This window comes from Candidatus Blochmanniella vafra str. BVAF (genome assembly GCF_000185985.2).
GTDB lineage: Bacteria > Pseudomonadota > Gammaproteobacteria > Enterobacterales > Enterobacteriaceae > Blochmanniella > Blochmanniella vafra.
In genome coordinates this window covers 232006-254685 of sequence record NC_014909.2, presented here as the reverse complement: position 1 = coordinate 254685, position 22680 = coordinate 232006, and the positions used below count along the sequence as shown (strand labels likewise).

At 28.2% G+C, this 22680-nt stretch carries 32 protein-coding genes, 1 tRNA gene and 1 rRNA gene; 5 read left to right on the top strand and 29 right to left on the bottom strand.

Features of this window, described 5'->3' with window-relative positions:
* Positions 1-8 precede the first annotated feature (8 nt).
* From secD to tgt, 3 genes are all read right to left on the bottom strand, one after another.
* Positions 9-1862, bottom strand: coding sequence for a protein translocase subunit SecD (gene secD, locus BVAF_RS01140; RefSeq protein ID WP_013516556.1), 1854 nt, complete (start codon positions 1860-1862; stop codon positions 9-11).
* Positions 1863-1896: 34 nt separating this feature from the next.
* On the bottom strand, positions 1897-2244 hold the full coding sequence (yajC, locus tag BVAF_RS01135) for a preprotein translocase subunit YajC (protein WP_013516555.1): 348 nt from the start codon (positions 2242-2244) through the stop codon (positions 1897-1899).
* A 67-nt stretch (positions 2245-2311) separates the two neighbouring features.
* Positions 2312-3418: a tRNA guanosine(34) transglycosylase Tgt gene (gene tgt / locus BVAF_RS01130; RefSeq protein WP_013516554.1), complete on the bottom strand. Its 1107-nt coding sequence runs from the start codon at positions 3416-3418 to the stop codon at positions 2312-2314.
* Between the two features lie 1456 nt (positions 3419-4874).
* Between tgt and BVAF_RS01125 the strand changes: the two genes are divergently transcribed.
* The gene (locus tag BVAF_RS01125; protein ID WP_013516553.1) at positions 4875-5474 is read left to right on the top strand and encodes a peroxiredoxin C; all 600 of its coding nucleotides are present in this window, start codon (positions 4875-4877) and stop codon (positions 5472-5474) included.
* Between the two features lie 188 nt (positions 5475-5662).
* Here BVAF_RS01125 and BVAF_RS01120 read toward each other — a convergent pair.
* The 3 genes from BVAF_RS01120 to dnaQ form a co-directional block, all read right to left on the bottom strand.
* Positions 5663-5736, bottom strand: a tRNA-Thr gene (locus BVAF_RS01120).
* Positions 5737-5843: 107 nt separating this feature from the next.
* Positions 5844-6434, bottom strand: coding sequence for a D-sedoheptulose 7-phosphate isomerase (lpcA, locus tag BVAF_RS01115; RefSeq protein WP_013516552.1), 591 nt, complete (start codon positions 6432-6434; stop codon positions 5844-5846).
* Positions 6435-6576: 142 nt separating this feature from the next.
* Positions 6577-7332: a DNA polymerase III subunit epsilon gene (gene dnaQ / locus BVAF_RS01110; protein ID WP_013516551.1), complete on the bottom strand. Its 756-nt coding sequence runs from the start codon at positions 7330-7332 to the stop codon at positions 6577-6579.
* A gap of 56 nt (positions 7333-7388) precedes the next feature.
* Between dnaQ and rnhA the strand changes: the two genes are divergently transcribed.
* Positions 7389-7883 (top strand): ribonuclease HI, encoded by a 495-nt coding sequence (rnhA, locus tag BVAF_RS01105; RefSeq protein WP_013516550.1) that lies wholly within the window; start codon positions 7389-7391, stop codon positions 7881-7883.
* A 202-nt stretch (positions 7884-8085) separates the two neighbouring features.
* Positions 8086-8856 (top strand): hydroxyacylglutathione hydrolase, encoded by a 771-nt coding sequence (gloB, locus tag BVAF_RS01100; RefSeq protein WP_013516549.1) that lies wholly within the window; start codon positions 8086-8088, stop codon positions 8854-8856.
* A 215-nt stretch (positions 8857-9071) separates the two neighbouring features.
* Here gloB and rrf read toward each other — a convergent pair.
* From rrf to tsaC, 3 genes are all read right to left on the bottom strand, one after another.
* Positions 9072-9187 (bottom strand): 5S ribosomal RNA (rrf, locus tag BVAF_RS01095).
* Between the two features lie 159 nt (positions 9188-9346).
* Positions 9347-10249 (bottom strand): shikimate dehydrogenase, encoded by a 903-nt coding sequence (gene aroE / locus BVAF_RS01090; protein ID WP_013516548.1) that lies wholly within the window; start codon positions 10247-10249, stop codon positions 9347-9349.
* 26 nt (positions 10250-10275) lie between these two features.
* Positions 10276-10851 carry an L-threonylcarbamoyladenylate synthase type 1 TsaC gene (tsaC, locus tag BVAF_RS01085; protein ID WP_013516547.1) on the bottom strand — a complete coding sequence of 192 codons (576 nt, stop codon included), beginning with the start codon at positions 10849-10851 and terminating at the stop codon, positions 10276-10278.
* A gap of 345 nt (positions 10852-11196) precedes the next feature.
* On the opposite strand from tsaC, the gene def reads away from it, so the two are divergent.
* Together def and fmt are read left to right on the top strand one after the other, a co-directional pair.
* Positions 11197-11703 (top strand): peptide deformylase, encoded by a 507-nt coding sequence (gene def / locus BVAF_RS01080; protein ID WP_013516546.1) that lies wholly within the window; start codon positions 11197-11199, stop codon positions 11701-11703.
* A 40-nt stretch (positions 11704-11743) separates the two neighbouring features.
* A complete protein-coding gene (gene fmt, locus BVAF_RS01075) occupies positions 11744-12778 on the top strand; it encodes a methionyl-tRNA formyltransferase (protein WP_013516545.1) in 1035 nt (344 codons plus the stop codon).
* Between the two features lie 15 nt (positions 12779-12793).
* Here the strand turns inward: fmt and rplQ are convergent, their stop codons facing one another.
* The 20 genes from rplQ to rplP form a co-directional block, all read right to left on the bottom strand.
* Positions 12794-13168: a 50S ribosomal protein L17 gene (gene rplQ / locus BVAF_RS01070; RefSeq protein WP_013516544.1), complete on the bottom strand. Its 375-nt coding sequence runs from the start codon at positions 13166-13168 to the stop codon at positions 12794-12796.
* A gap of 52 nt (positions 13169-13220) precedes the next feature.
* The gene (locus BVAF_RS01065) at positions 13221-14225 is read right to left on the bottom strand and encodes a DNA-directed RNA polymerase subunit alpha (protein WP_013516543.1); all 1005 of its coding nucleotides are present in this window, start codon (positions 14223-14225) and stop codon (positions 13221-13223) included.
* A gap of 40 nt (positions 14226-14265) precedes the next feature.
* Positions 14266-14889 (bottom strand): 30S ribosomal protein S4, encoded by a 624-nt coding sequence (gene rpsD, locus BVAF_RS01060; RefSeq protein WP_013516542.1) that lies wholly within the window; start codon positions 14887-14889, stop codon positions 14266-14268.
* A 43-nt stretch (positions 14890-14932) separates the two neighbouring features.
* Complete coding sequence (rpsK, locus tag BVAF_RS01055) at positions 14933-15325, bottom strand: 30S ribosomal protein S11 (protein WP_013516541.1); 393 nt, start codon at positions 15323-15325, stop codon at positions 14933-14935.
* Positions 15326-15377: 52 nt separating this feature from the next.
* Entirely contained in the window at positions 15378-15737 is a 360-nt protein-coding gene (gene rpsM / locus BVAF_RS01050; protein ID WP_013516540.1) for a 30S ribosomal protein S13, read from the bottom strand.
* A gap of 55 nt (positions 15738-15792) precedes the next feature.
* Positions 15793-15909, bottom strand: coding sequence for a 50S ribosomal protein L36 (rpmJ, locus tag BVAF_RS03180; protein ID WP_013516539.1), 117 nt, complete (start codon positions 15907-15909; stop codon positions 15793-15795).
* Between the two features lie 68 nt (positions 15910-15977).
* The gene (secY, locus tag BVAF_RS01045; protein WP_044026171.1) at positions 15978-17315 is read right to left on the bottom strand and encodes a preprotein translocase subunit SecY; all 1338 of its coding nucleotides are present in this window, start codon (positions 17313-17315) and stop codon (positions 15978-15980) included.
* 14 nt (positions 17316-17329) lie between these two features.
* On the bottom strand, positions 17330-17785 hold the full coding sequence (gene rplO, locus BVAF_RS01040) for a 50S ribosomal protein L15 (protein ID WP_013516537.1): 456 nt from the start codon (positions 17783-17785) through the stop codon (positions 17330-17332).
* A 10-nt stretch (positions 17786-17795) separates the two neighbouring features.
* A complete protein-coding gene (gene rpmD, locus BVAF_RS01035) occupies positions 17796-17969 on the bottom strand; it encodes a 50S ribosomal protein L30 (RefSeq protein WP_013516536.1) in 174 nt (57 codons plus the stop codon).
* A 2-nt stretch (positions 17970-17971) separates the two neighbouring features.
* Positions 17972-18508 carry a 30S ribosomal protein S5 gene (gene rpsE / locus BVAF_RS01030; RefSeq protein ID WP_044026170.1) on the bottom strand — a complete coding sequence of 179 codons (537 nt, stop codon included), beginning with the start codon at positions 18506-18508 and terminating at the stop codon, positions 17972-17974.
* Positions 18509-18533: 25 nt separating this feature from the next.
* Positions 18534-18893: a 50S ribosomal protein L18 gene (gene rplR, locus BVAF_RS01025; protein ID WP_013516534.1), complete on the bottom strand. Its 360-nt coding sequence runs from the start codon at positions 18891-18893 to the stop codon at positions 18534-18536.
* Positions 18894-18931: 38 nt separating this feature from the next.
* The gene (rplF, locus tag BVAF_RS01020) at positions 18932-19516 is read right to left on the bottom strand and encodes a 50S ribosomal protein L6 (protein ID WP_083826949.1); all 585 of its coding nucleotides are present in this window, start codon (positions 19514-19516) and stop codon (positions 18932-18934) included.
* Positions 19506-19901, bottom strand: coding sequence for a 30S ribosomal protein S8 (rpsH, locus tag BVAF_RS01015; RefSeq protein ID WP_013516532.1), 396 nt, complete (start codon positions 19899-19901; stop codon positions 19506-19508). The genes rplF and rpsH overlap by 11 nt, the downstream gene beginning before the upstream one ends.
* Positions 19902-19965: 64 nt before the next feature.
* The gene (gene rpsN / locus BVAF_RS01010; RefSeq protein ID WP_013516531.1) at positions 19966-20271 is read right to left on the bottom strand and encodes a 30S ribosomal protein S14; all 306 of its coding nucleotides are present in this window, start codon (positions 20269-20271) and stop codon (positions 19966-19968) included.
* A 56-nt stretch (positions 20272-20327) separates the two neighbouring features.
* Entirely contained in the window at positions 20328-20870 is a 543-nt protein-coding gene (rplE, locus tag BVAF_RS01005; RefSeq protein ID WP_013516530.1) for a 50S ribosomal protein L5, read from the bottom strand.
* A 21-nt stretch (positions 20871-20891) separates the two neighbouring features.
* Complete coding sequence (gene rplX / locus BVAF_RS01000) at positions 20892-21212, bottom strand: 50S ribosomal protein L24 (protein WP_013516529.1); 321 nt, start codon at positions 21210-21212, stop codon at positions 20892-20894.
* A gap of 43 nt (positions 21213-21255) precedes the next feature.
* Positions 21256-21627, bottom strand: a complete 372-nt coding sequence (gene rplN, locus BVAF_RS00995; protein ID WP_013516528.1) for a 50S ribosomal protein L14 — start codon at positions 21625-21627, stop codon at positions 21256-21258.
* Between the two features lie 128 nt (positions 21628-21755).
* Positions 21756-22013 carry a 30S ribosomal protein S17 gene (rpsQ, locus tag BVAF_RS00990; protein WP_013516527.1) on the bottom strand — a complete coding sequence of 86 codons (258 nt, stop codon included), beginning with the start codon at positions 22011-22013 and terminating at the stop codon, positions 21756-21758.
* A 26-nt stretch (positions 22014-22039) separates the two neighbouring features.
* Positions 22040-22240 (bottom strand): 50S ribosomal protein L29, encoded by a 201-nt coding sequence (rpmC, locus tag BVAF_RS00985; protein ID WP_013516526.1) that lies wholly within the window; start codon positions 22238-22240, stop codon positions 22040-22042.
* Positions 22233-22646 carry a 50S ribosomal protein L16 gene (rplP, locus tag BVAF_RS00980; protein ID WP_013516525.1) on the bottom strand — a complete coding sequence of 138 codons (414 nt, stop codon included), beginning with the start codon at positions 22644-22646 and terminating at the stop codon, positions 22233-22235. Before rplP ends, rpmC begins: the two co-directional genes overlap by 8 nt.
* Positions 22647-22680: the final 34 nt, after the last annotated feature.

Here is a 22680-nt window from a genome sequence, read left to right as displayed (position 1 = left end):
TATTTGAATTAAATGGAAAGCTTTTTTATATATCTTTTTCCATAAATTAAATTAACAAAAGCTCGAGTTCCTATAATAGATGTAAACATAGAAGTACCTACTCCAATAATAGTAACCATAGCAAACCCTTGAATAGGCCCAGTGCTAATTATATATAATATAATGGAAACAATAATAGTAGTAATATTAGCATCAATAATACTAGTAAATGCCTTTCTATATCCTACATATATAGAGTACTGCATAGGTTTTCCTTGTTTTATTTCTTCTTTAATACGTTCATTTATTAATACATTTGAATCAATAGAAACTGCTAAAGTTAGTATAACACCTGCTATACTAGGCATAGTTAATATAACTCCAGGTATTAATGACATTAAACTTACCATAAGTATTAAATTTACAATAAGTGCAACTCCAGCAATTAACCCGAAAAAACGATACCATGTAATCATAAAAAATATTGAAATCAGTATTCCTAAAACACATGCCGTTATTCCTTGAGCAATATTTTTTTTACCGAGTGTAGGTCCAATCACTCTTTCTTCTTCAATATAAATAGGTGCTATTAACGATCCCATACTTAATAATGATGATAAATAACGTGCTTCTTTTACATTATTAATTCCAATAATACAAAAATTATGAGACAATTTCGATTGTATAGTAGCTATATTAATAACTTTATCATATCTGTATAAAATCGAATAGCCTTGCTTGTCCTTTTCCCCAGTATCTTTATATTCTACAAACAAAGTAGCCATGACTTTCCCAATATTATCCTGAGTAAATTTAGAAATAATTAAGCTTCCTAAATTATCCAACAATATATTTACTCTAGGTCGATGATATTCATCAAAATTTAAATTAGCACCAATAATGTGATCTCCAGTTAAAATTACCTTTTTGTATAAAGCAATTATATTACCATTACTGTCTAATTTTATTTCAGAATCTTCTGGAATAAAATTATTATTAATTTGAAATTCATTTATTTTAGTATTAACTAAACGAAATTCAAGACTTGCAGCATTGTTAAATATTGTTTTAATTTTTGAAGAATCTTGAATACCCGGTAATTCTATCACAATACAATCAGAACCATAACGATGTATTAAGGGTTCAGTAATTTGTAATTGATTTATACGATGACGTAAGATATTAGAATTTTGTTGAATTGCATATTCACACATCGTATGTATATATTCTTTAGAAAAACTAATACACACTATACACTCTTCTTTAGTATAAAAAATTAGTTCTGGATATATTTTAGACAAATACAATATTGATTTATTTCTAATATCAGCATTTTCAAAAACAATCTTCAAATCATAATCATTTATTTTATTTAATCTTAAATAAAAAATATTATTTTCATTTAAAATAGATTTAAAATTATTAAAATAATAATCTTGCAATTTATTCAACATAGTTTGAATATCTACTCGAATAATTAAATACAGTCCTCCCTTTAAATCTAAACCTAACTGTATTGGTTTAGCGCCAATTAAATATAACCAATTTGGCATATCTGGTATTTTTAAGCAAGATACTGAAAAATTTTCAGAAAAAATAGAAAACAACACTCCATAAGCTCGTTTTTGATCTAATTCAGAAAAAAAACATATTTGAATTTTATCATCATGAAAAAAAATAGATTTACTAATTATTTTCTCTTTTTTTAAAATGTTTAAAATATTGCTTTTTGATATACTATAGATATTACAATTACTTAAATCATTTTTAACAATAGATATTGCATAATTTTCCTGATATAAATTTGGTAACATATATATACACCCTATAATTAATACCAGAAAAACAATTACATATTTCCATATCGGATAAGAATTAATCACAATATTTTATTTTGAATAAAATAATATACACAAACTACAATGCCTTCACAGTTCCTTTTGGCAAAATAGCAGTAACACAATCTTTTTTAATTAATACCTCATTATTAATATCAGTATCCTTGAAATTTAACGTAATAAAAATATATCCTGTTTCTGTTATCCTAAGTACACGACCCACCAATCCCCCACTAGTTATAATTTCATCTCCTTTAGTAATGGAATTTAATAACTCTTTATGTTCTTTATTACGTTTTTGTTGCGGTCTAAAGATTACAAAGTAAAATATTATAGCAAATAACAACAACATTATTATCAACGAATAAGGATTCCCTTGATCTACAGTATTACTATTTGCCCACACTTTGTTAATTAACCAACTCATGTACGTTTCCTTTATAAGATATTAAATACATTACTTATGCTGTAATAATATTAATCTATAATAATTATTAAATAATATCAATTTGGCGATAAAATAAATTAACAAATTTTGATAATTCTTTATTTTTTATTGCTTGACGTAAATTCTCCATCAATCGCTGAAAAAATCTTAAGTTATGAATAGTATTTAATCGCATCCCAAGTACCTCTCGACATTTATCTAAATAATGTAAATATGAGCGGCTATAATATTTACAAGTATAACAATCACAATTTTTTTCTATTGGACCAGTATCTGTTTTATATTTAGCATTACGAATACGCACTACTCCGCCATAAACAAATAAATATCCATTTCTTGCATTTCTGGTAGGAATAACACAATCAAACATATCAATGCCTCGTAATACAGCTTCTACTAAATCTTTCGGTTTCCCCACCCCCATTAAATAACGAGGTTTATTCACAGGAAGAATTTGACATATATGAGATATAAGATCATACATTTTTTGTCTAGGTTCCCCAACTGCTAATCCACCTATGGCATATCCATCAAAATTCATATCTGTTAATTTTATCGCAGATTCTTCACGTAATTTTCTATATATTCCTCCCTGAACAATAGCAAATAACATATTACTATTATGTAATTTATCAAAATATAAACGACTACGTTCTGCCCAATTTAAAGATAAATTTATCGAATTTTTTATATAGTTCCAAGTATTTGGATATGATACACATTCATCAAGCACTAAAACTATATCAGAACCTAAATCAGTTTGAACTTCTATTGATTTTTCCGGAGTTAAACATACAGACAACCCATTAACAGGATTTTTAAAATGAACACCTGCTGTTGTAATTTTTCTTAATTTTCTTAAGCTAAATACTTGAAACCCTCCAGAATCTGTAATTATAGGCCCATTCCAGTTCATAAAATTATGTAAATTATTATGTATCTTAATAATATTTTGACCAAGCCTCAACCATAAATGAAAAGTATTACTTAAAATTATTTGCGCTCCACTTTCTTTTATTTCTTGAGGTGTTACTGTTTTAATAACTCCATAAGTTCCGACAGGAATAAAAGTAGGGGTATTTATTATACCATGATTACAAATTAATTTACCAAAACGGGCAGATCCATCTGTTTGTAATAACTGGAATATCATTGTTTCACCATAATCTCAAAATCCTAAATCAAATTAATTAATATATTATATATAACATATGTGTATATTTTTCAAATAATATTTAGATGATAATTTATAAATATACATATTCTTTCGCAGTTAAATTACAAGCAATCAACACACAAAATTTACATTACTAAGCAATCTATAACTTAAATTAACAATTTAATAATATACATATAATATATTTCAATATCTTGAAAAATCGAAACCAAATAATTAATTTTTTTTGGCAAATGCAAATTAACAAATAAAACATTAATAATTTTACACTGATGATTATAAAAAAATAAAAATCTTAAAATCTCTAAAAATAAATCAATAATTAATTTTGTACTAAATATGTCAATAAAGTTTCTAATTTTTTTTACTACAAAAGCCTCATTACTACTATTAATCGACTATTTCGACTTTTATAACATATATAACCTCTATTATATCCTAAGAAACTATTGTATATTCATCATATATAATATAATTCTAAATCCAGTATTATCATACTGGATAAATATTAGTAAATCCTATATATAATATAATATAAATTATATTAACTCCTAGTTTTTGAATGTATCATGCAACGGAATATTATAATTCAACCCTATTATTAAAACACGCTTGATTCATTTTGAAATCCATAGGCTAGGTTGATATTATTCATAGTCTATAGATTCACAATGAATGTTTTAAAGTATAAAAAATAGGAATTGTGTCTAACATATATTTAATATGTATATACAATAATAATATTTATTACATTATTAAAATAAATTTCAGTAATGTATTATAAGTACAATTATAAATTCTCATGATATGCATTAAATCCATTTAATTCTTTTTCCAAACCCATTTTAAACCTCGTTACAATAATCCAATAAGCTTGAAGATGTAAGCAAAATCTTTATTATTACTCTCTCTCTACATATGTTTTATATATCAGTATTATAACTTTTTTACTAAATTGTAGAATTCATACAGTCTTTCTGGAATTAATTAAATATCATCAAATATTAACAAATTCTCTAGATAATTTGTTGGAAAGATCTGAAAAATAATGTAAATTATTATCATTTACTTGATTTACCTATAATTATTAACATTCATTTCTTTTGAGACTAGGATAGTTGAATATACACTCTGTAGGTTAAATAAATTTAAAATTATTATTTCCATTATACTTTTAATTTTAAATTCATTTTTACCTGAATGATTATGATATACAAATATAATATAATAATATTGGGGTATTTAAATAAATAAATCAATTCTTATCAACAACAAAAATAGCAAGGCATTTATATGTAAAAATAAATTTTTGCATGTGTATATATGCAATTAAACATATTTTTATTATAATCATGATAGTAAAATTAGTTAAAAAATTAATATCTAAAAAATAAACAAAATGTATTAATAAATATTATAAAGAGGAAAAATTATGTTAGTTAGTTATAGCGCTCCTGATTTTACTGCGCCTGCCGTATTAAATGATGGCAAAATAATTGATAATTTCAATTTATTTCAACATATTAAAAATAAAAAATCAGTAGTCTTTTTTTGGCCAATGGACTTCACTTTTGTCTGTCCATCAGAACTTATTGCGTGCGACAAACGTTATTTCGAGTTTCAGAACAGAGAGGTAGAAGTTATTGGCGTTTCTATAGATTCTGTATTTGTACATAATGCTTGGAGACAATTACCAGTAAATAAAGGTGGAATTGGATTTGTACAGTATCCAATGGTATCTGATGTAAAAAGAGAAATAATCAAAAAGTATAGAATAGAACACTCTAGCAAAGGAGTGGGATTACGCGCCTCTTTCTTAATAGATAAATCAGGTATAATACGTCATCAAGTTGTTAATGATTTGCCATTTGGAAGAAATTTTGATGAAATGATTAGAATGGTTGATGCTATTCAATTTCATGAAACCCACGGACTTTTGTGTCCTGCTCAATGGAATAAAAATAAATCAGGTCTACATGCATCACAAAAAAGTGTAGAAGAATATTTATCCAACAATCTGTCTCAATTATAATAATTGAGACAGATTCACCTTATTACCGTACATATAACACACAAATTTTATTTTAATAAAATTTCTTTTTTATATTTTATTTTTATTAAAATTTAAATATATAATAAATTGAGGTATATGATGTATACAATATCATTATAATATATCCTTTGTTATTACAAACACATTATTATAGGCATAATCTTTTATGCCGATAATAGGATTCGAACCTATACCCTTTGCATTACGAATGCACTGCTCTTCCAATTATAGCTATATCGGCATAAATTAACAACAAAATCTAAACCTATCTATATATAATAAAATTAAAATATGGAGATTTCTTAATAATAGAAAAAGAAATGTTATCTACTGTTTAAAATATATATTTTAAACAGTAGATAACATTTCTTTTTCTATTATTAAGACAAGTACATGAATAATTTTCATATGCATTTCCTGAATATGATCCAAATGTCTTGAAAAAGGAGCACAAATTTCTACATCAACATAACTAGAAAATTTATTTTTTAGTTTACTTTCTCTAGTTAAAAAAATTACTTTCATTCCTATATTATGCGCTTCTTCTATAGCATTTAAAATATTTACTGATTCCCCAGAACTAGAAATCGCTAACAATACATCTTTTTTATTCCCTATAGATTTAACATAACGAGAAAAAACATTTTCATAGCCAAAATCATTACTTACACATGATAAATAAGATGGATCAGATATAGCTATTGCTGGATATCCTATTCTATTTTCACGATAACGTCCAGTTAATTCTTCTGCAAAATGCATAGCATGACAAAGTGATCCACCATTTCCACAAGATAATACTTTTCCGCCCAGCTTAAACGCATCTGAAATCAGTTTCGCAGATATTAATATTTCATCAACACCATTACTATTTTTCAAAAAAATTTTCATCATACCTATAATTTTATTAAATTCATTAAAAATTAAATTACCATACATAATATCCCCCAAAAATAAACAAAAATCCATATCATCCAATCTATTCTATATATAGAATAAATATGATTCAACTCTAATTTCTATAAAATAAAAACACCATAAATTTAATGATATTTATACTTTTTTACAAAACAACATATTATCAATTACATTTCTTCCATAAACATTTACCACTCTGTTTTTCTATTAATTCTAAATATCTATTATGATTTGTCTTTTCTTCTACAGTAGCATAAATAATATTTAAAGACTTTATTTCTTGAGTATCTACATTATATGAGCGTTGCATATCACTAAGAACAGATGTATTTTTATCCAAATTTATAATATCATTAGTTAATTGCATTTCTGTCTGACCCCCAGTCATGGCTAAAAACACATAAGCCAAAATCTGAGCATCAATTAATGCATTGTGCAAATTACGTTGACTAATATCAATAAAATAACGTTCACATAATGCATCCAAACTGTTACGTTGACCTGGAAATAAATTACGAGCTAACTTTAAACTATCAATAATAGAACAATAAGTTTCAAGAGTTTTATACTTCAAATTTGTTTCTCTTAATTCAAAATTTAAAAAACCAACATCAAATGATGCATTATGAATAACTAAATTACTACCACAAATAAATGATAAAAATTTATTTGAAATATCTGAAAAAACTGGTTTATCTTTTAAAAACCGATCACTAATTCCATGTATTTTGAAAGCTTCAGAATCAACAGGTCTATTGGGATTTAAATAAACATGAAATTTATTTTTTGTTAAACTACGGTTGATTATTTCGACTGCACCAATTTCAATAATTTTGTGCCCTTCATAATGAATTCCAAATTTATTCATTCCGGTGGTTTCTGTATCTAAAATCACATATCTTGTAGTATTGATATTCATAATTCCTGTTTTTATACCACGATTATTTGTTTAAATTACACTATAATACATTAAGTATGCATAAACAAATAGAAATTTTTACTGACGGATCATGTCTTGGAAACCCAGGCCCAGGTGGTTGCGCTGCAATATTACGTTATAAACAATATAAAAAAGAATTTAGTGCTGGATATTATCTTACTACTAACAATCGAATGGAACTAATGGCAGCAATTATTGCTCTAGAATCACTTAAAAATCCTTGTCAAGTAACTCTGTATAGTGATAGTCAATATTTATTGATTGGTATTACTCAATGGATTCACATTTGGAAAAAACATCATTGGAAAACTGCTGAAGAAAAATTAATAAAAAATATAGATTTATGGCGTCGTTTAAATTCAGCAATACATTCTCATAGTATCAAAAATTGGCATTGGTTAAAAAGTCATACCGGACATCCAAGTAATGAACGGTGCGATCAATTAGCTCGAAAAGCTGCTAAACACCCTTTAAATAAAGATTATGATAACAGCCCAATTATATTATATGATAATAATATCATCACTTAAATTAAAATAATTTCTTATAATTTTAAAAAAGTATAAAAATACCTTTACAAAAATTTCATTTATATCTTAAATTTAAAAAAGATTTAATATATTTAAAGGCGCAATCATTACACACATTAAAACTTTGCTAACACTATTACGATAGTATTGTAACTTAACTAAATTTAAAAAATAAATATTTTTATTCTGAATAATAACCTCAATGAAAATTATTACAATTCTCACTTTAAAAACTAATTATATTTGGGTGATATATAATCAATTAAATGAATGCATAATAGTTGATCCTGGAGAGTTTGTACAAGTATTAAAAATACTTAATAAATTAAAACTTATTTTAAAAGCAATATTATTAACTCATAATCATCATGATCATATTAACGGTATATATGAGTTAATAAAACATTTTCCAAACGTTCAAATCTATGGCCCTATAGATATCCTCAATACAGGTACTAAACTAGTAACAGTTTCAGATAAAGACGAATTTTTTTTACTAAATAAAAAAGTTATGGTGATCGGTTTGCCAGGACACACACTGAATCATATTGGATTTTATTACAACTCTTGGTTATTTACTGGAGATACTTTATTTTCTGCTGGGTGTGGAAAGGTCCAAACTGGGTTAATAAGACATATGTATCAATCTTTTTTAAAAATTCAATGCTTTCCAGAAAATACCGAACTTTACCCTGGGCATGAATATACTTTATCAAACCTTAATTTCGCACTTTCTATATTACCTGAAGATCCAGAAATTGTTAAGTATAATAAAAAAATTACCACATTACACAGAAGACAACAAAGAATCTTTGCCCCAATGACATTAGCATTAGAACTAAAAATTAATCTTTTTTTCCGTTGTAATAATAACAACAAAAACTTAAAATATGCGTTAAATTGTTTTCCTAAAACAGGAAAAGAATGGAAAATTTTCAGAAACCTAAGAAATAAAAAGGATTTATACCCATAAAAATTTCAATAATCGATGCATTTAAATACACATAATGTAATACACCAAACACATCATTATAAACATGAATTCTTAAATTATATTTTCTATAATATAGAACATACTTCCCAACCTTAAACTCCATTGATTTCGTTAATAAAATTCAGATTTCACATTATACTGTAATAATCAGAATAAAAATATTTTAATTAACATACCCCATTTTTATAGAAACAACTTGGCAGCCCCCTACTCTCGCATGAGGATTCCTCACACTACCATCGGTACCACGACATTTAACTTCTGAGTTCGAAATGGAATCAGGTGGTTCTATCGCGCTAATGCCACCAAGTTAAAAATCATTCAATATCAACCCGACCTTTTAAAAAATATTATGGCTCTTTCTATTATCCTCTTTTTTTGAACATAAATCAAATCATTAATTTTATTATATTCATATTCAATATACATTTACGTATACAAAAAGATAAAAAACTTTTATTTATTTACGTCATACATAATTTTTTGATTTTAAAAAATCAATTACCGATTTAACAGAAGGAAATATATTATGCCACAAATAAAATGCATATGCTGCTTGCTCTACCAGCATCCCTAATCCATCTGAACAATAATTTGATCCATGTTTTTTACACCATGTTATAAATACAGTATCTTGATTTTGATAAAAAACATCATAACATTTAGTAAAACAACTAACTAAAAACGATGGAATCATTGGAATAACATGACTCATGCTACTAGAAGAAGCATTAATAATAAGATCATATTTTTTTATATTATATCCATGATGGAATTTTAATTTATTAATATCAATATAAGATATATTTTGACATCCTATGCTATGATAATAATAAACTAATTTTTGAGCATTCAATAAAGTTCTATTTACTACATTAATGTAGCACCCTTTAATATTTAATAACATCGGAATAATACCTCTTGCAGCACCTCCAGCTCCAATTAATAAAATATGAGTATCACTTTTTCGACTAGACAAATTTTTATTTTCATTCATTTCAATAATTGAATCATCAAAATCAAGCCAACATAAACGTTTTAAATCATTCATCAATCCTATTCCATCTGTATTATCTCCTAATAAAGAATTATCAGATCTTTTTTTTATGGTATTTACAGCGTTAGCCATAAGCGCTCGATCAGTTAATTGATTACATAAAAAAAAGGCGCGTTCTTTAAAAGGAACAGTAAAATTTGCTCCTAATCCTCCTGTATCAAAAAAATTACGTACAACAATATCAAAATCTTCTATTTTAGATACTAACCTTAAATCATATTTACTAGAGATTCCTATTTCTTTTGCAAATAAAGAATAAATTTCTGCTGATTTACTATGTTTGATTGGATTTCCAAAAACGGCAAAAGCACTCAATTTGACCTCCATACATACAAATAAAATTATTTACGAATAATTCTTCCAGAAACAACATCTCGAATTTCTGAAGGGCAAGGTAATCCTAACACATTGTGATGCATTATAGGTAAGTTATAATACCTAAATTGATTATGAACTTCTATGACAGTACGAGCAGGAGGATATCCCGATAAATTTGCACTAGTAGATACTAAAGGTTTTCCAAAATCTAAACAAAGATACCGTATTGGTTTAAAATCACTTACTCGTACCGCGATAGAAGAAAATTGGCCAGTTAACCAATATGGAGTACCAACTCGAGCTGGAAATACCCATGTTACCGGTCCTGGCCAAGTAGAAAAAACTAGTAATCGTTGATTATCACTTAATAATCGATCATCAACATATTTTAAAAGTTGAGAATAATTAGCAGCAACCAAAATTAACCCTTTTTTCCATGATCGACGCTTTATTTTTAATAAAGTACGTATTGCACTTTCGCTATCAGGATTACATCCTAACCCAAATACTGATTCTGTTGGATATATTATCACTCTATTCTTTTTCAACTGCATAGATAAATTTTTAATACTATATTCAGTAATAGAATTAATTATCATTTTTTAATATATTAAAGTGTGTTGCAAAAATATGACTGTGTCAATAGATAGTCAGCATAACGCCATATCTTATATATTTTATTTTATAAAAATAAAAATGTTTAATTATTTAATGCATGTGTATCTATTTTTATTAATAAATTTATTATTCTATCAAAAACATTATTATTATATAAAATAAAAATTTTTATTTATTAAAAATTTATATTTTAATCTTAAAATAAACTAATACAAATACGTAATTTCATTCTATATTTTTTATATTCAAAATCATAAATATATGTTAATTTATTGAAACAAATTTTTAAAATTTTTTGATGTTTTTTGTCAACCAAAACAGATACTATGTCTATATTAAAAATACTACATTACCCAGACAAAAGACTTAGAAAAACTGCAAAGTTTGTTTCTAAAATTTCAAAACATACTAAACGAATAATATTCGATATGTTTGACACTATGTACGCTCAACAAGGGATTGGTTTAGCAGCAACACAAGTTGATATTGATCAACAAATAATTGTTATTGATTTATATCAAAATATTACACAACGTTTAGTATTTATTAATCCCATTATTATAAAAAAAATAGGTATTATTCATACTGTAGAAGGATGTTTGTCTATTCCAAAAATTAAAGAATCTATTCCTAGATCAAAACAAATAATAGTTAGATCATTAAATCAAGATGGAAATATATTTGAAATAACAGCAACTGATTTATTATCAGTTTGTATTCAACATGAAATAGATCATTTACTAGGTAAGTTATTTATTGATTATTTATCTCCACTTAAAATTAAAAGAATTAATAAAAAAATCCAAAAATGGACTAAATTATTAAATAAATAAATTTTTTATTTAAACTATTCAACAAATTTACATAAAATTTATGAAATTTCAACTACAACAAATATTACGTATCGTTTTTTTTGGAACAGGCGAATTTGCTGCATATCATTTATACACATTAATAAATTGTTCTGCACATACAATAATTGCAATCTTTACTCAAGAACCCCAAATTCTAAATAAAAAAACACAACATTATTTCTCAATATATCATATAATACGAACGTACAACTTACCTTTATTTCAATCCAACACTCTATCTATGTTTCAAATCTTACAAATAATCAAACACCGTAACATAGATATAATAATAGTTGTATCGTATGGTTTAATTTTAAGCAAAGAAATATTAAGCATTCCTAAGTTAGGATGCATCAATGTACATGGTTCATTATTACCGCGTTGGAGGGGGCCTGCTCCAATACAGAGAGCATTAGAACACGGAGACATTATAACAGGAATATCTATTATCCAAATAGACTCTGGGATAGATACTGGTAATATTTTATATACTCAATCCTGTAAGATTTTACCAAAAGAGACTAGCTATTCTCTTTGCAAGAAATTAGCTTATATAGGATCTGTAGCACTATTACAAACAATGCACCATATAACAATGGGCACATGCAAAAACATACCTCAAAATCCGTTATATGCAACTTACGCACCTAAAGTAAGTAAGTTAGAAGCTCGTATTAATTGGAAAAATTCAGCAGAGGAGTTAGAAAGGCGTATTCGAGCTTTTAATCCATGGCCCATCAGTTACTTTCAGTTAAAAACAAAACGTATCAAGGTATGGGGGGCCGAAATCAATAATAATTCTTCTATCACCACCACCAAGCCTCACCCTTCTCATCCTTTTCATTCCTTACTAAGAAATGATAACCTACATTCATATTCTTTTCTTACTCCTGGAACCATATTAAAAATCAATTCCAAGGGGATTTATGTTGCTACCGGAAATGGCACAATTATACTTACCATATTACAAATACCAGGTAAGAAAAAAACCCCTGTTAAATGTCTTTTAAATTCATACTCGTTATGGTTTCCTATTAATGCTGTGCTAAAATGAAAAAAAAATTTAATTTTATGATTGTGAAATTTTATTTCTGTCAATCAATTCTATATATGCCATAGGCGCATTATCACCTTTTCTAAAACCACATTTTAATATGCGAGTATATCCTCCAGATCTATTCAAAAAATGAGGACTAACCTTAGTGAATAACTTACTAACAACATCATCATTTCTAATTTTAGAAAAAACTAATCTCCTATTTGAAACTGTATCTAGTTTACCTCTAGTAATTATAGGTTCAACAATTTGTCGCAATACTTTAGCTTTAGATAAAGTAGTTTTAATTATAGTATGTGTAATCAATGAAATTACCATATTTTTAAATATAGCTTTTCGATGAGAACTATTTTTATTTAATTTAAAAATTTTTTTGCGATGTTTCATAACAAAATTTTCTAACTTTAAATTATATTAAATGAAATTAAATTTATTGCTATTACCGATCAGTAAAACTTTTTGGAGGCCATTTTTCTAAACACATACCCAAAGATAATCCCCTAGAAGCCAATACATCTTTTATTTCAGTTAAAGATTTTTTTCCTAAATTAGGAGTTTTTAATAACTCTACCTCTGTCTTTTGAACTAAATCTCCTATATAGTGAATAGATTCAGCTTTTAAACAATTCGCTGAACGTACAGTTAATTCTAAATCATCAACAAGATGTAATAAAGCAGGATCAAACTCTGGCTTATCTTCTTTAATTTCAGGTTGATAAACATTATTTAAATCAATAAATGTAGATAATTGATCAGATAAAATAGTAGCGGCTCGGCGAATAGCTTCTTCAGGATCTATTGTTCCATTTGTTTCCATATCAATAATTAATTTATCTAAATCTGTACGCTTTTCAACTCGAGCTGCCTCTACAGTGTAAGACACTCTTTCTACAGGACTATAACATGCATCTAATACCAATCGGCCGATTGGTATTGCCGTCTGCTGTTCATCAAGAATAGAATTAAACTTAGAAAAAGCTGGCACATAACCTCTACCACGTTGAACTTTAATACGCATACTTAAAATTGCATGATCATCTGTTATAACACAAATAACATGTGCTGGATTAACTATTTTAACAATACTGCTATCATACAAAATATCACTTGCCACTACCGGACCCACTCCAGATTTCTTTAAAGATAATATCATACTATCTTTGCCTTCAATTGCAATTGCCAATGTCTTTAAATTAAGCAAAATTTCTAAAACATCCTCCCGAATACCTTCTTTTATCCCATATTCATGTAACACTCCGTCAATTTCAACTTCTGTTACTGCGCATCCAGGCATAGAAGATAACAAAACACGACGTAAGGCATTCCCTAACGTATGACCAAAACCTCTTTCTAACGGTTCTAAAGTAATTTTGGCATGTACTTCAGAAATTTTTTCTATATTTATTAACCTCGGTTTTAAAAACTCCTTTTCAGGACTCTGCATAATTACCTCTGTGCAATCTCAATCTAATACTGAGTTGAATTTACTTTGAATATAATTCAACAATTAAATGTTCATCAATATTTGCAGATAATTCACTGCGTTCAGGCCGTCGTTTAAAAAAACCTTTTAATTTTATAGAATCAACTTCAATCCACAATACACGCTCCCGTTGTTGTTCAGCAATTTCTAAAGCAGCATGAATCCTAGTTTGATGTTTAGATCGAGTACTTATTTGAATAACAGTATCTGACATAACCTGATAAGATGGTATATTTACAACACGGCCATTTACTACAACAGATTTATGGCTAACCAACTGCCTTGATTCAGCTCTTGTCGAGCCAAACCCCATACGATATACAACATTATCTAATCTACTTTCTAATAATTGCAATAAAATTTCACCAGTATTTCCTTTAATACGGGCAGCTTTCTTATAATAATTGACGAACTGCCGTTCTAATATACCATATATGCGCTTAACCTTTTGTTTTTCTCTCAGTTGCATTCCGTAATCAGAATATCGAGCTTTACGAATATTATGTTGTCCCGGAGAATGTTCAAATCTACACTTAGAATCAATAGACCTAATCCCAGATTTTAAAAAAAGATCGGTATTTTCCCGTCGACTTAATTTCAATTTGGGGCCCAAATATTTTGCCATATATTATCCTTCTTTAATAATAGAAACATACTTATCAATTTATTTAAACTCGACGTTTTTTAGAAGGCCTACAACCATTATGAGGAATAGGAGTAACATCAGTAATACTTATTATATTAAAGCCTGATGCATTCAATGCACGAACTGCAGATTCCCTGCCTGGACCAGGCCCCTTGACCATAACCTCCAAATTTTTTACACCATATTCTTGTACTATGTCAGCACATCTTTCTGCTGCTATTTGAGCGGCAAACGGGGTAGATTTTCTAGATCCTCTAAAACCAGATCCACCAGAAGTAGCCCATCCTAAAGTATTACCTTGACGATCACTAATAGTTACAATAGTATTGTTAAAAGATGCATGTATATGCGCAATACCATCTGTAATTTGTTTTTTTACTCGTTTACGCGATCTAAGAGAAGATGATTTAATCATTTTTTAAAATTTTCTACCATTTTATTGTGTATTTATTAACTTTAAATAAACGTTACTGTTTGTTCGTAAATTTCTTAGGTCCCTTACGAGTTCTAGCGTTCGTTCTAGTCCTTTGCCCCCTTACTGGTAAACTTCTACGATGACGTAATCCTCTATAAGTACCTAGATCAATTAACCTTTTAATATTTAAATTAATTTCACGTCGTAAATCCCCCTCTATAACGTATTTAGAAATTTCATCACGCAATTTATCAATATTCTCTTCCGATAATTGATTAATCCTTACATGTAAATCTATACCGACGTTTAAACAAATTTCCTTAGCAAGAGACTTACCTATGCCATATATAGACATTAAAGCAATCACAGCATGTTTACGATCAGGAACATTAACCCCAACTATACGTACCACTACTTACTCCAATCAATAAAAAAAATTCTTGTATTATTTTTATAATACAATTTATTTACCCTTGTCGTTGCTTATGTTTAGGAATAACACGACAGATTACTCTAACCACATTACGTCTCTTTACAACAACACAGTGCCTACACAATTTTCTTACTGAAGCCCTAACTTTCATTCATTATTACCATCTTGGTATAAAAATAAACCATTCAATATGTTAACACATATAATAATAAAAATTAACTAACTATAATATTTTAAATTAGCTTTTTTTAATACAGATTCATACTGACTAGACATTAATAACGTTTGTATTTGAGCCATAAAATCCATAATAACTACAACTACTATCAATAAAGAAGTACCCCCGAAGTAAAATGGAACTTTTATAGCAATTCTCATAAATTCTGGAACTAAACAAATGAAGGTAACGTATACTGCTCCAATACAAGTTAAACGTACTATAATTTTATCAATATATTTTGAAGTTTGTTCCCCAGGTCTTATTCCTGGAACAAAAGCTCCTGACTTTTTTAAATTATCAGCAGTTTCACGTGGATTAAACACCAAAGATGTATAAAAAAAACAAAAAAATATTATGGCTGATGAATATATTAAAATATATAATAATTGTCCAGGTTGTAAATACATAGACATCATAGTTAACCAATAGCAATTACTTGACCCACTACAAAACCAAGAAACAATAGTACTAGGAAATAAAATCACACTAGACGCAAAAATTGCAGGAATTACTCCAGCCATATTTACCTTAAAAGGTAAATGCGTACTATTTTGAGCTGCATAAATTCTACGACCTTGTTGTCTTTTAGGTTTAGCATAATGCACTAAAATTCTACGCTGTCCTTTTTCCATAAATACCACAAAAAATGTAATACTAAATATTAAACACATTATTAATATTAATATAAAAAAATGCAATTCATTCTGCCTAACTTGTTCTATAGTGTGTCCTATAGCGGAAGGTAACCCAGCCACAATACCCGAAAAAATAATAATAGATATTCCATTACCTACACCTCTATTTGTAATTTGATCTCCTAACCACATTAAAAAAATAGTTCCAGATACAAGACTAATAACTGCTATAAAATAAAAAGTGAACCCCGGATTTAAAACCAACCCTGAAATATTTGGAAGTCCAATTACTATACCTACAGCCTGAAATGTACTTAATATTAATGTTCCATATCTAATATATTGGTTAATTACTCGTCTTCCACTTTCACCTTCTTTTTTAATTTCCATTAAAACTGGATGTACTGCTGTCAACAATTGTATAATAATTGATGCCGAAATATATGGCATAATTCCCAAACTAAAAATAGATGCCCGACTTAAAGATCCTCCAGAAAACATATTTAACATTTCTATAATAGTGCCTTGTTGTTCTTGTAAGATCTGTGATAAAACAATCAAATCCACTCCAGGAATTGGAATAAATGATCCAATTCTAAAAATAATAAGCGCTCCAATTAAAAACAACACCCTACGTTTTAAATCATAAAATCCACCTTTTATACTTTGAAAATCAAATATAGCGCGATTTTTATCAATCATTCCCATTATCATAATTACTTACTATTCTCCTCCCTCTCAATTCTTCCACCTGCAACTTGTATCAAAGTCTTAGCTCCTTTGCTTATTCGAATATTTCGTATAACAACAGCTCTATTGATTTTACCAGACATAATAATTTTAACAAATCTAATTTTGTTTCCAATAATATTATTTTTTCTTAATACATTTAAATCTATCAAATTCTCTGAAATACGAGATAAATCTAACAATGTAATTGCTTTAGTCATCATTTTTTTTTTGGATGTAAATCCAAATTTTGGCAATCGTCTATGTAAAGCAGTTTGACCTCCTTCAAAAGTAACCCCTATTTTACATCCAGAACGAGATTTCTGACCCTTATGACCTCTTCCACCAGTCTTACCTAATCCTGACCCTATTCCTCGACCTACTCGTTTTTTTAAACATCTCGATCCTTGAGATGAACTAATATTATTAAGCTGTAACGACATTTTAAAATGTTTATTCATCTTCTACTTTAACCATATAAGCAATTGTATTAATCATACCTCGAACTGATGGAGTATCCATTTTACTCACAGTACTCCCAATTCGACGTAATCCTAATCCACGCAAAGTTGCTTTATGCTTCAACACACATCCAATAGAACTCTTAATCTGAGTGATTTTAATCATTTTTATTTCTTATTTTCATTACAATAACCACAAATATATTCAACAGATTTCCCTCGTTTCTTTGCTATCATTTCAGGAGATTTCATAGTTTTCAATGCATTCACAGTAGCTCTAACAATATTAATAGGATTAGTAGATCCATACGCTTTTGCTAACACATTATGCACCCCAACTACCTCCAAAATAGCGCGCATAGCTCCTCCAGCTATAATTCCAGTACCCTCAGAGGCAGGCTGCATATAAATACGAGCTCCTGTATATACACCTACTATTGCATGTTGTAATGTTCTTCCAGTACGTAAAAAAGGGACATCAATCAAATTATGCCTAGCTTTTTCCATAGCCTTTTGAATAGCGGAAGGCACCTCTCGAGCCTTACCATAACCAAAACCCACTTTTCCATTAGAATTCCCAACAACAGTTAAAGCTGCAAAACTAAATACTCGACCACCTTTAACAGTTTTAGAAACACGATTTACCGTAATTAATTTTTCTCTAAATTCACTGAGATTGGAATTTTGTTTATTAATGTATCTAATCATAATACGCCAACATCACATTATTTTAAAATTTTAAACCAAATTGACGGGCACAATCAGCCAAAACTTGAACTCGACCATGATATTTAAATCCTGATCGATCAAAAGCTACATTCATAATACCTTTTTTTAAAGCTCTTTCAGCTATTACTTGTCCTACTAAAGATGCAGCTTTCTTATTTCCTGTCATATCTAATTTAGTTGAAATTTCTTTTTCCACAGTAGAAGCAGATACTAATACTTCAGTATTATCTGTCGAAAAAATTTGAGCATAAATATGTTTAGAACTCTTATACACTGCTAATCTCAACACCCTTAATTCGATTAGTTTTTTTCTCATTTTCATTGCTCTTCTAACCCTAGCAATTTTTTTATTATTTTTCATATCATTTATATACTATATACTTTCAATATTATTTGCAATTACCGTTTTTTAGCATCCTTATGACGCACTATTTCATTTGAAAAACGAATTCCCTTACCTTTAAATGGTTCAGGGGGTTTAATTGCTCTCAAATCTGCTGCAACTTGTCCGATAAGTTGTTTGTTTGCACTATTTAAAATAATTTCCGTTTGATTTACACACTGAGCATTTACTCCTACAGGTATTATATAATTAACAGGATGAGATAACCCTACTATCAAGCTAATTACATTTCCTTTTTTAATAGCAGCCCTATATCCTATTCCTACTAATTGTAATTTTTTAAAAAATCCTAATCTAACTCCTATGAACATTCCGTTAATTAAAGAACTAATTGTTCCAACTAAAGCTTTATGATTCACATGCTTAAATTTTGTTGTATATACAATGATATTATTAGAATTATCAAATCGTACACAAATATATTTATTCAGTTGACAATGCAACTTTCCTAGTTTGCCTTTCACAATAAGACAATGATCTACTAAACTTACAAATATCGAATCAGGAATTGGAATAGTTCTACTATAATTAGTAGTCAACTGACCAACAGCAGGTATATCACAACAATCATCACGATACATAACAAATTATTTCTCCGCCAATATTTAGCCGTTTTGCTTTTTTATCAGTCATCACACCTTTAGCAGTAGAAATAATCACTACTCCCATTCCAGACATAACTTTAGGTATTTTTCTCTTATTCCTATATACTCGTAAACCAGGTCGACTTACTCGCTTAATACTCTCAATAACTGGATTATTATATTGGTAATATTTTAAACATATCTCTAATATAGGTTTAATTCCATCATGTACAAAATATTGTTTTATAAATCCTTCTTCTGTTAATACCTTGATGATAGCAACTTTAATACTAGATGATGGAAGACAAACTTTATCTTTTTTAGATATTTGAGCATTACGTATAGCAGTCAACATTTCTGAAATAGGATCTTGAGTACTCATCTTTATATCACTCTCCAGCAACAATAATAAAAATAAACATTTTATTTAGATTGGACATAAAATTTTACCAACTAGATTTTCTTAAACCAGGAATTTCACCTCTCATAGCAGCTTCACGTACCTTTATTCTACTTAATCCAAATTTCCTTAAAAAAGCGTGAGGTCGTCCAGTTTGCTTACAACGATTACGTAACCTAGATGGGCTAGAATCTCTAGGTAAGGTTTGCAATTTTAACATAGCATTCCATTTATCTTCATTAGTAGCATTATGGCTTACAATAATTTTTTTTAAAAAAAGACGCCTAGCATAATATTTATTAATTAATTTCAAACGTTTTTTGTCTCGTGCTTTTACAGATTCCTTAGGCATTGCACTCAATACTCCTCTTAATTTTATATATCTTATCTCACTACATATAATTAATTCTAATTTTTCAATGGAAATCGAAAAGCCGTCAATAAAGCAAATGCTTCTTTATCAGAACTAGCACTAGTAGTAATAGTAATATCCATTCCTCTAATACCATCAACAGTATCATAATTTATTTCTGGAAAGATTATCTGCTCTCGTATTCCCATACTATAGTTACCATATCCATCAAAAGACTTAGTCGATAAACCCCTAAAATCTCTAATACGAGGGATAGCAATAACAATTAATCTTTCTAAAAACTCCCACATACGCATTCTACGTAAAGTCACTTTACACCCTATTGGCTGTCCCTGTCTAATTTTAAAACTGGCAATAGATTTTCTAGCTTTAGTAACAATTGGCTTTTGCCCTGAAATCATCGTTAGATCTGATATTGATTTTTCCAAAAATTTCTTATTTAAAACAACCTGACCTAACCCCATATTAATAGTAATTTTACTTATTTTAGGAACCTGCATTATAGATTTATATTTAAATTGCTCCATCAAATTAAATACAACATTATCTTTATAATAACTATAAAAATTATTAGCCATAACTCAATTATTTCCAAAAAATTATTTAATTACATTGCCACTAGATTTAAAAACCCTTATTTTTTTTCCATCTTTTATTTTAAACACCACTTTATCGGCTTTTTTACAATCAGGATTGAATATCGCAATATTAGACAAATCAACAGATGCCTCTTTTTTAAAAATTCCTCCCGGTTGGTTTTTATCTGGTACTGGTTTCTTATGTTTTTTCATCAAATTTATTCCTGAAATCATAGCTCTATTCTTCAAAGAAAAAATACATTGAACCTTTCCAATTTTACCTTTATCTTTTCCATTTAACATAATAACTTCATCTCCACACCTAATTTTTTTTGCTGCCATTCAACACTACCTCTATTTATTAGAAAGTACTAATAAACAAAAACTATAATACTTCAGGGGCTAAAGAAATAATTTTCATAAATTTTTTATTACGTAATTCTCGAGTAACTGGACCGAAAATACGAGTACCTACTGGTTGTAGATTAACATCATTTAATAGTACACAGGAATTACTATCAAACCTAATCATAGACCCATCTGATCGCCGTACTCCTTGCTTTGTACGTACTACTACAGCTTTTAATACATCTCCTTTTTTTACTTTAGCTCTAGGAATAGCTTCTTTTACAGTAATTTTAATCACATCACCTATTCTAGCATAACGACGTTTAGACCCACCTAATACCTTAATACACATTGCAAAACGTGCCCCAGAATTATCAGCGACATTTAAGACAGTACGTTCCTGAATCACAATAAATCATACCTCAAGATAAAAAATAAAAATATTATATATTTTATTATACTACAATATATATAAATCCCCTATTTCCATTTATAAAAAAAATCTTAAAAATAATTTAACTCTTAGTAAATATATTCTTACGATACATTAGCTCTTTTAATAATAGCAGTCATCATCCAAGATTTCATTTTAGAAATAGGACGACACTCACGAAATTCAACTAAATCTCCTACTGAGCTTTCATTATTAACATCGTGAACGTAAAATTTAGTAGTACGCTTAATAAACTTTCTATATATAGGATGCTTCACTAAACGATCTACAGTTACAACTATCGATTTCTGCATTTTATTACTTATTACAAATCCCCTCAATACACGTATTTTATTAACCATAAAATATAAATTCCTTCTATACTATGTTAAATACACTTTTTATTTTCAAAAAACTTTAAACGAGCAATATCATGACGAGATTGCTTCAATAAATGTGATTTTCGAAATTGTCCTATTTTTAATTGTATATGTAAATTAAAATGCTTATGCAAGGCATGAAGTAATTTTAGTCTTTCAGACTGATTAGTCTTATTATTGCTATTTAAAATTTTAAAAAATTTATTCACTATGTTGTAATCCTATAATAATCGTTTTTATTGGTAATTTTGAAGCACCCAACTTAAAGGCATAAGTAGCTAAATCCTGAGAAATCCCACTCATTTCATATAATATCCTACCAGGCTGCACCAAAGCAACCCAATATTCTACATTGCCTTTACCTTTACCCATTCTAACCTCTAAAGGCTTCTCAGTAATAGGTTTATCTGGAAACACACGAATCCAAATTTTTCCTTGACGTTTCACAGCACGAGTTATAGCTCTACGGGCTGATTCGATTTGACACGATTTCAACCTACCTCTGTCAACAGCTTTTAAAGCAAAAGTTCCAAAATGTATCTTATCATTTACTACTATCCCTCTATTTCGGCCTTTATGCATTTTTCTATACTTTGTACGTTTTGGATACAACAAAATCTATATCTCCTCTACTTCCGTTATTTCTTTC

Coding starts and splice junctions, on each gene's coding strand:
- fmt (WP_013516545.1), top strand. CDS start 11,744: ATGAAATTTCAACTACAACAAATATTACGTATCGTTTTTTTTGGAACA.
- rplQ (WP_013516544.1), bottom strand. CDS start 13,168: ATGAAACATCGCAAAAAAATTTTTAAATTAAATAAAAATAGTTCTCAT.
- BVAF_RS01065 (WP_013516543.1), bottom strand. CDS start 14,225: ATGCAGAGTCCTGAAAAGGAGTTTTTAAAACCGAGGTTAATAAATATA.
- yajC (WP_013516555.1), bottom strand. CDS start 2,244: ATGAGTTGGTTAATTAACAAAGTGTGGGCAAATAGTAATACTGTAGAT.
- rpsK (WP_013516541.1), bottom strand. CDS start 15,325: ATGATTAAATCATCTTCTCTTAGATCGCGTAAACGAGTAAAAAAACAA.
- rpsQ (WP_013516527.1), bottom strand. CDS start 22,013: ATGGTTAATAAAATACGTGTATTGAGGGGATTTGTAATAAGTAATAAA.
- rpmJ (WP_013516539.1), bottom strand. CDS start 15,909: ATGAAAGTTAGGGCTTCAGTAAGAAAATTGTGTAGGCACTGTGTTGTT.
- rplR (WP_013516534.1), bottom strand. CDS start 18,893: ATGAAAAATAATAAAAAAATTGCTAGGGTTAGAAGAGCAATGAAAATG.
- def (WP_013516546.1), top strand. CDS start 11,197: ATGTCTATATTAAAAATACTACATTACCCAGACAAAAGACTTAGAAAA.
- rpsN (WP_013516531.1), bottom strand. CDS start 20,271: ATGCCTAAGGAATCTGTAAAAGCACGAGACAAAAAACGTTTGAAATTA.
- dnaQ (WP_013516551.1), bottom strand. CDS start 7,332: ATGAATATCAATACTACAAGATATGTGATTTTAGATACAGAAACCACC.
- tsaC (WP_013516547.1), bottom strand. CDS start 10,851: ATGATAATTAATTCTATTACTGAATATAGTATTAAAAATTTATCTATG.
- rpmD (WP_013516536.1), bottom strand. CDS start 17,969: ATGATTAAAATCACTCAGATTAAGAGTTCTATTGGATGTGTGTTGAAG.
- BVAF_RS01125 (WP_013516553.1), top strand. CDS start 4,875: ATGTTAGTTAGTTATAGCGCTCCTGATTTTACTGCGCCTGCCGTATTA.
- rnhA (WP_013516550.1), top strand. CDS start 7,389: ATGCATAAACAAATAGAAATTTTTACTGACGGATCATGTCTTGGAAAC.
- gloB (WP_013516549.1), top strand. CDS start 8,086: ATGAAAATTATTACAATTCTCACTTTAAAAACTAATTATATTTGGGTG.
- rplX (WP_013516529.1), bottom strand. CDS start 21,212: ATGGCAGCAAAAAAAATTAGGTGTGGAGATGAAGTTATTATGTTAAAT.
- rplF (WP_083826949.1), bottom strand. CDS start 19,516: ATGTATCGTGATGATTGTTGTGATATACCTGCTGTTGGTCAGTTGACT.
- tgt (WP_013516554.1), bottom strand. CDS start 3,418: ATGATATTCCAGTTATTACAAACAGATGGATCTGCCCGTTTTGGTAAA.
- rplO (WP_013516537.1), bottom strand. CDS start 17,785: ATGTCGTTACAGCTTAATAATATTAGTTCATCTCAAGGATCGAGATGT.
- lpcA (WP_013516552.1), bottom strand. CDS start 6,434: ATGTATGGTAATTTAATTTTTAATGAATTTAATAAAATTATAGGTATG.
- rpsH (WP_013516532.1), bottom strand. CDS start 19,901: ATGAGTACTCAAGATCCTATTTCAGAAATGTTGACTGCTATACGTAAT.
- rpsD (WP_013516542.1), bottom strand. CDS start 14,889: ATGGCAAAATATTTGGGCCCCAAATTGAAATTAAGTCGACGGGAAAAT.
- secY (WP_044026171.1), bottom strand. CDS start 17,315: ATGATTGATAAAAATCGCGCTATATTTGATTTTCAAAGTATAAAAGGT.
- rplE (WP_013516530.1), bottom strand. CDS start 20,870: ATGGCTAATAATTTTTATAGTTATTATAAAGATAATGTTGTATTTAAT.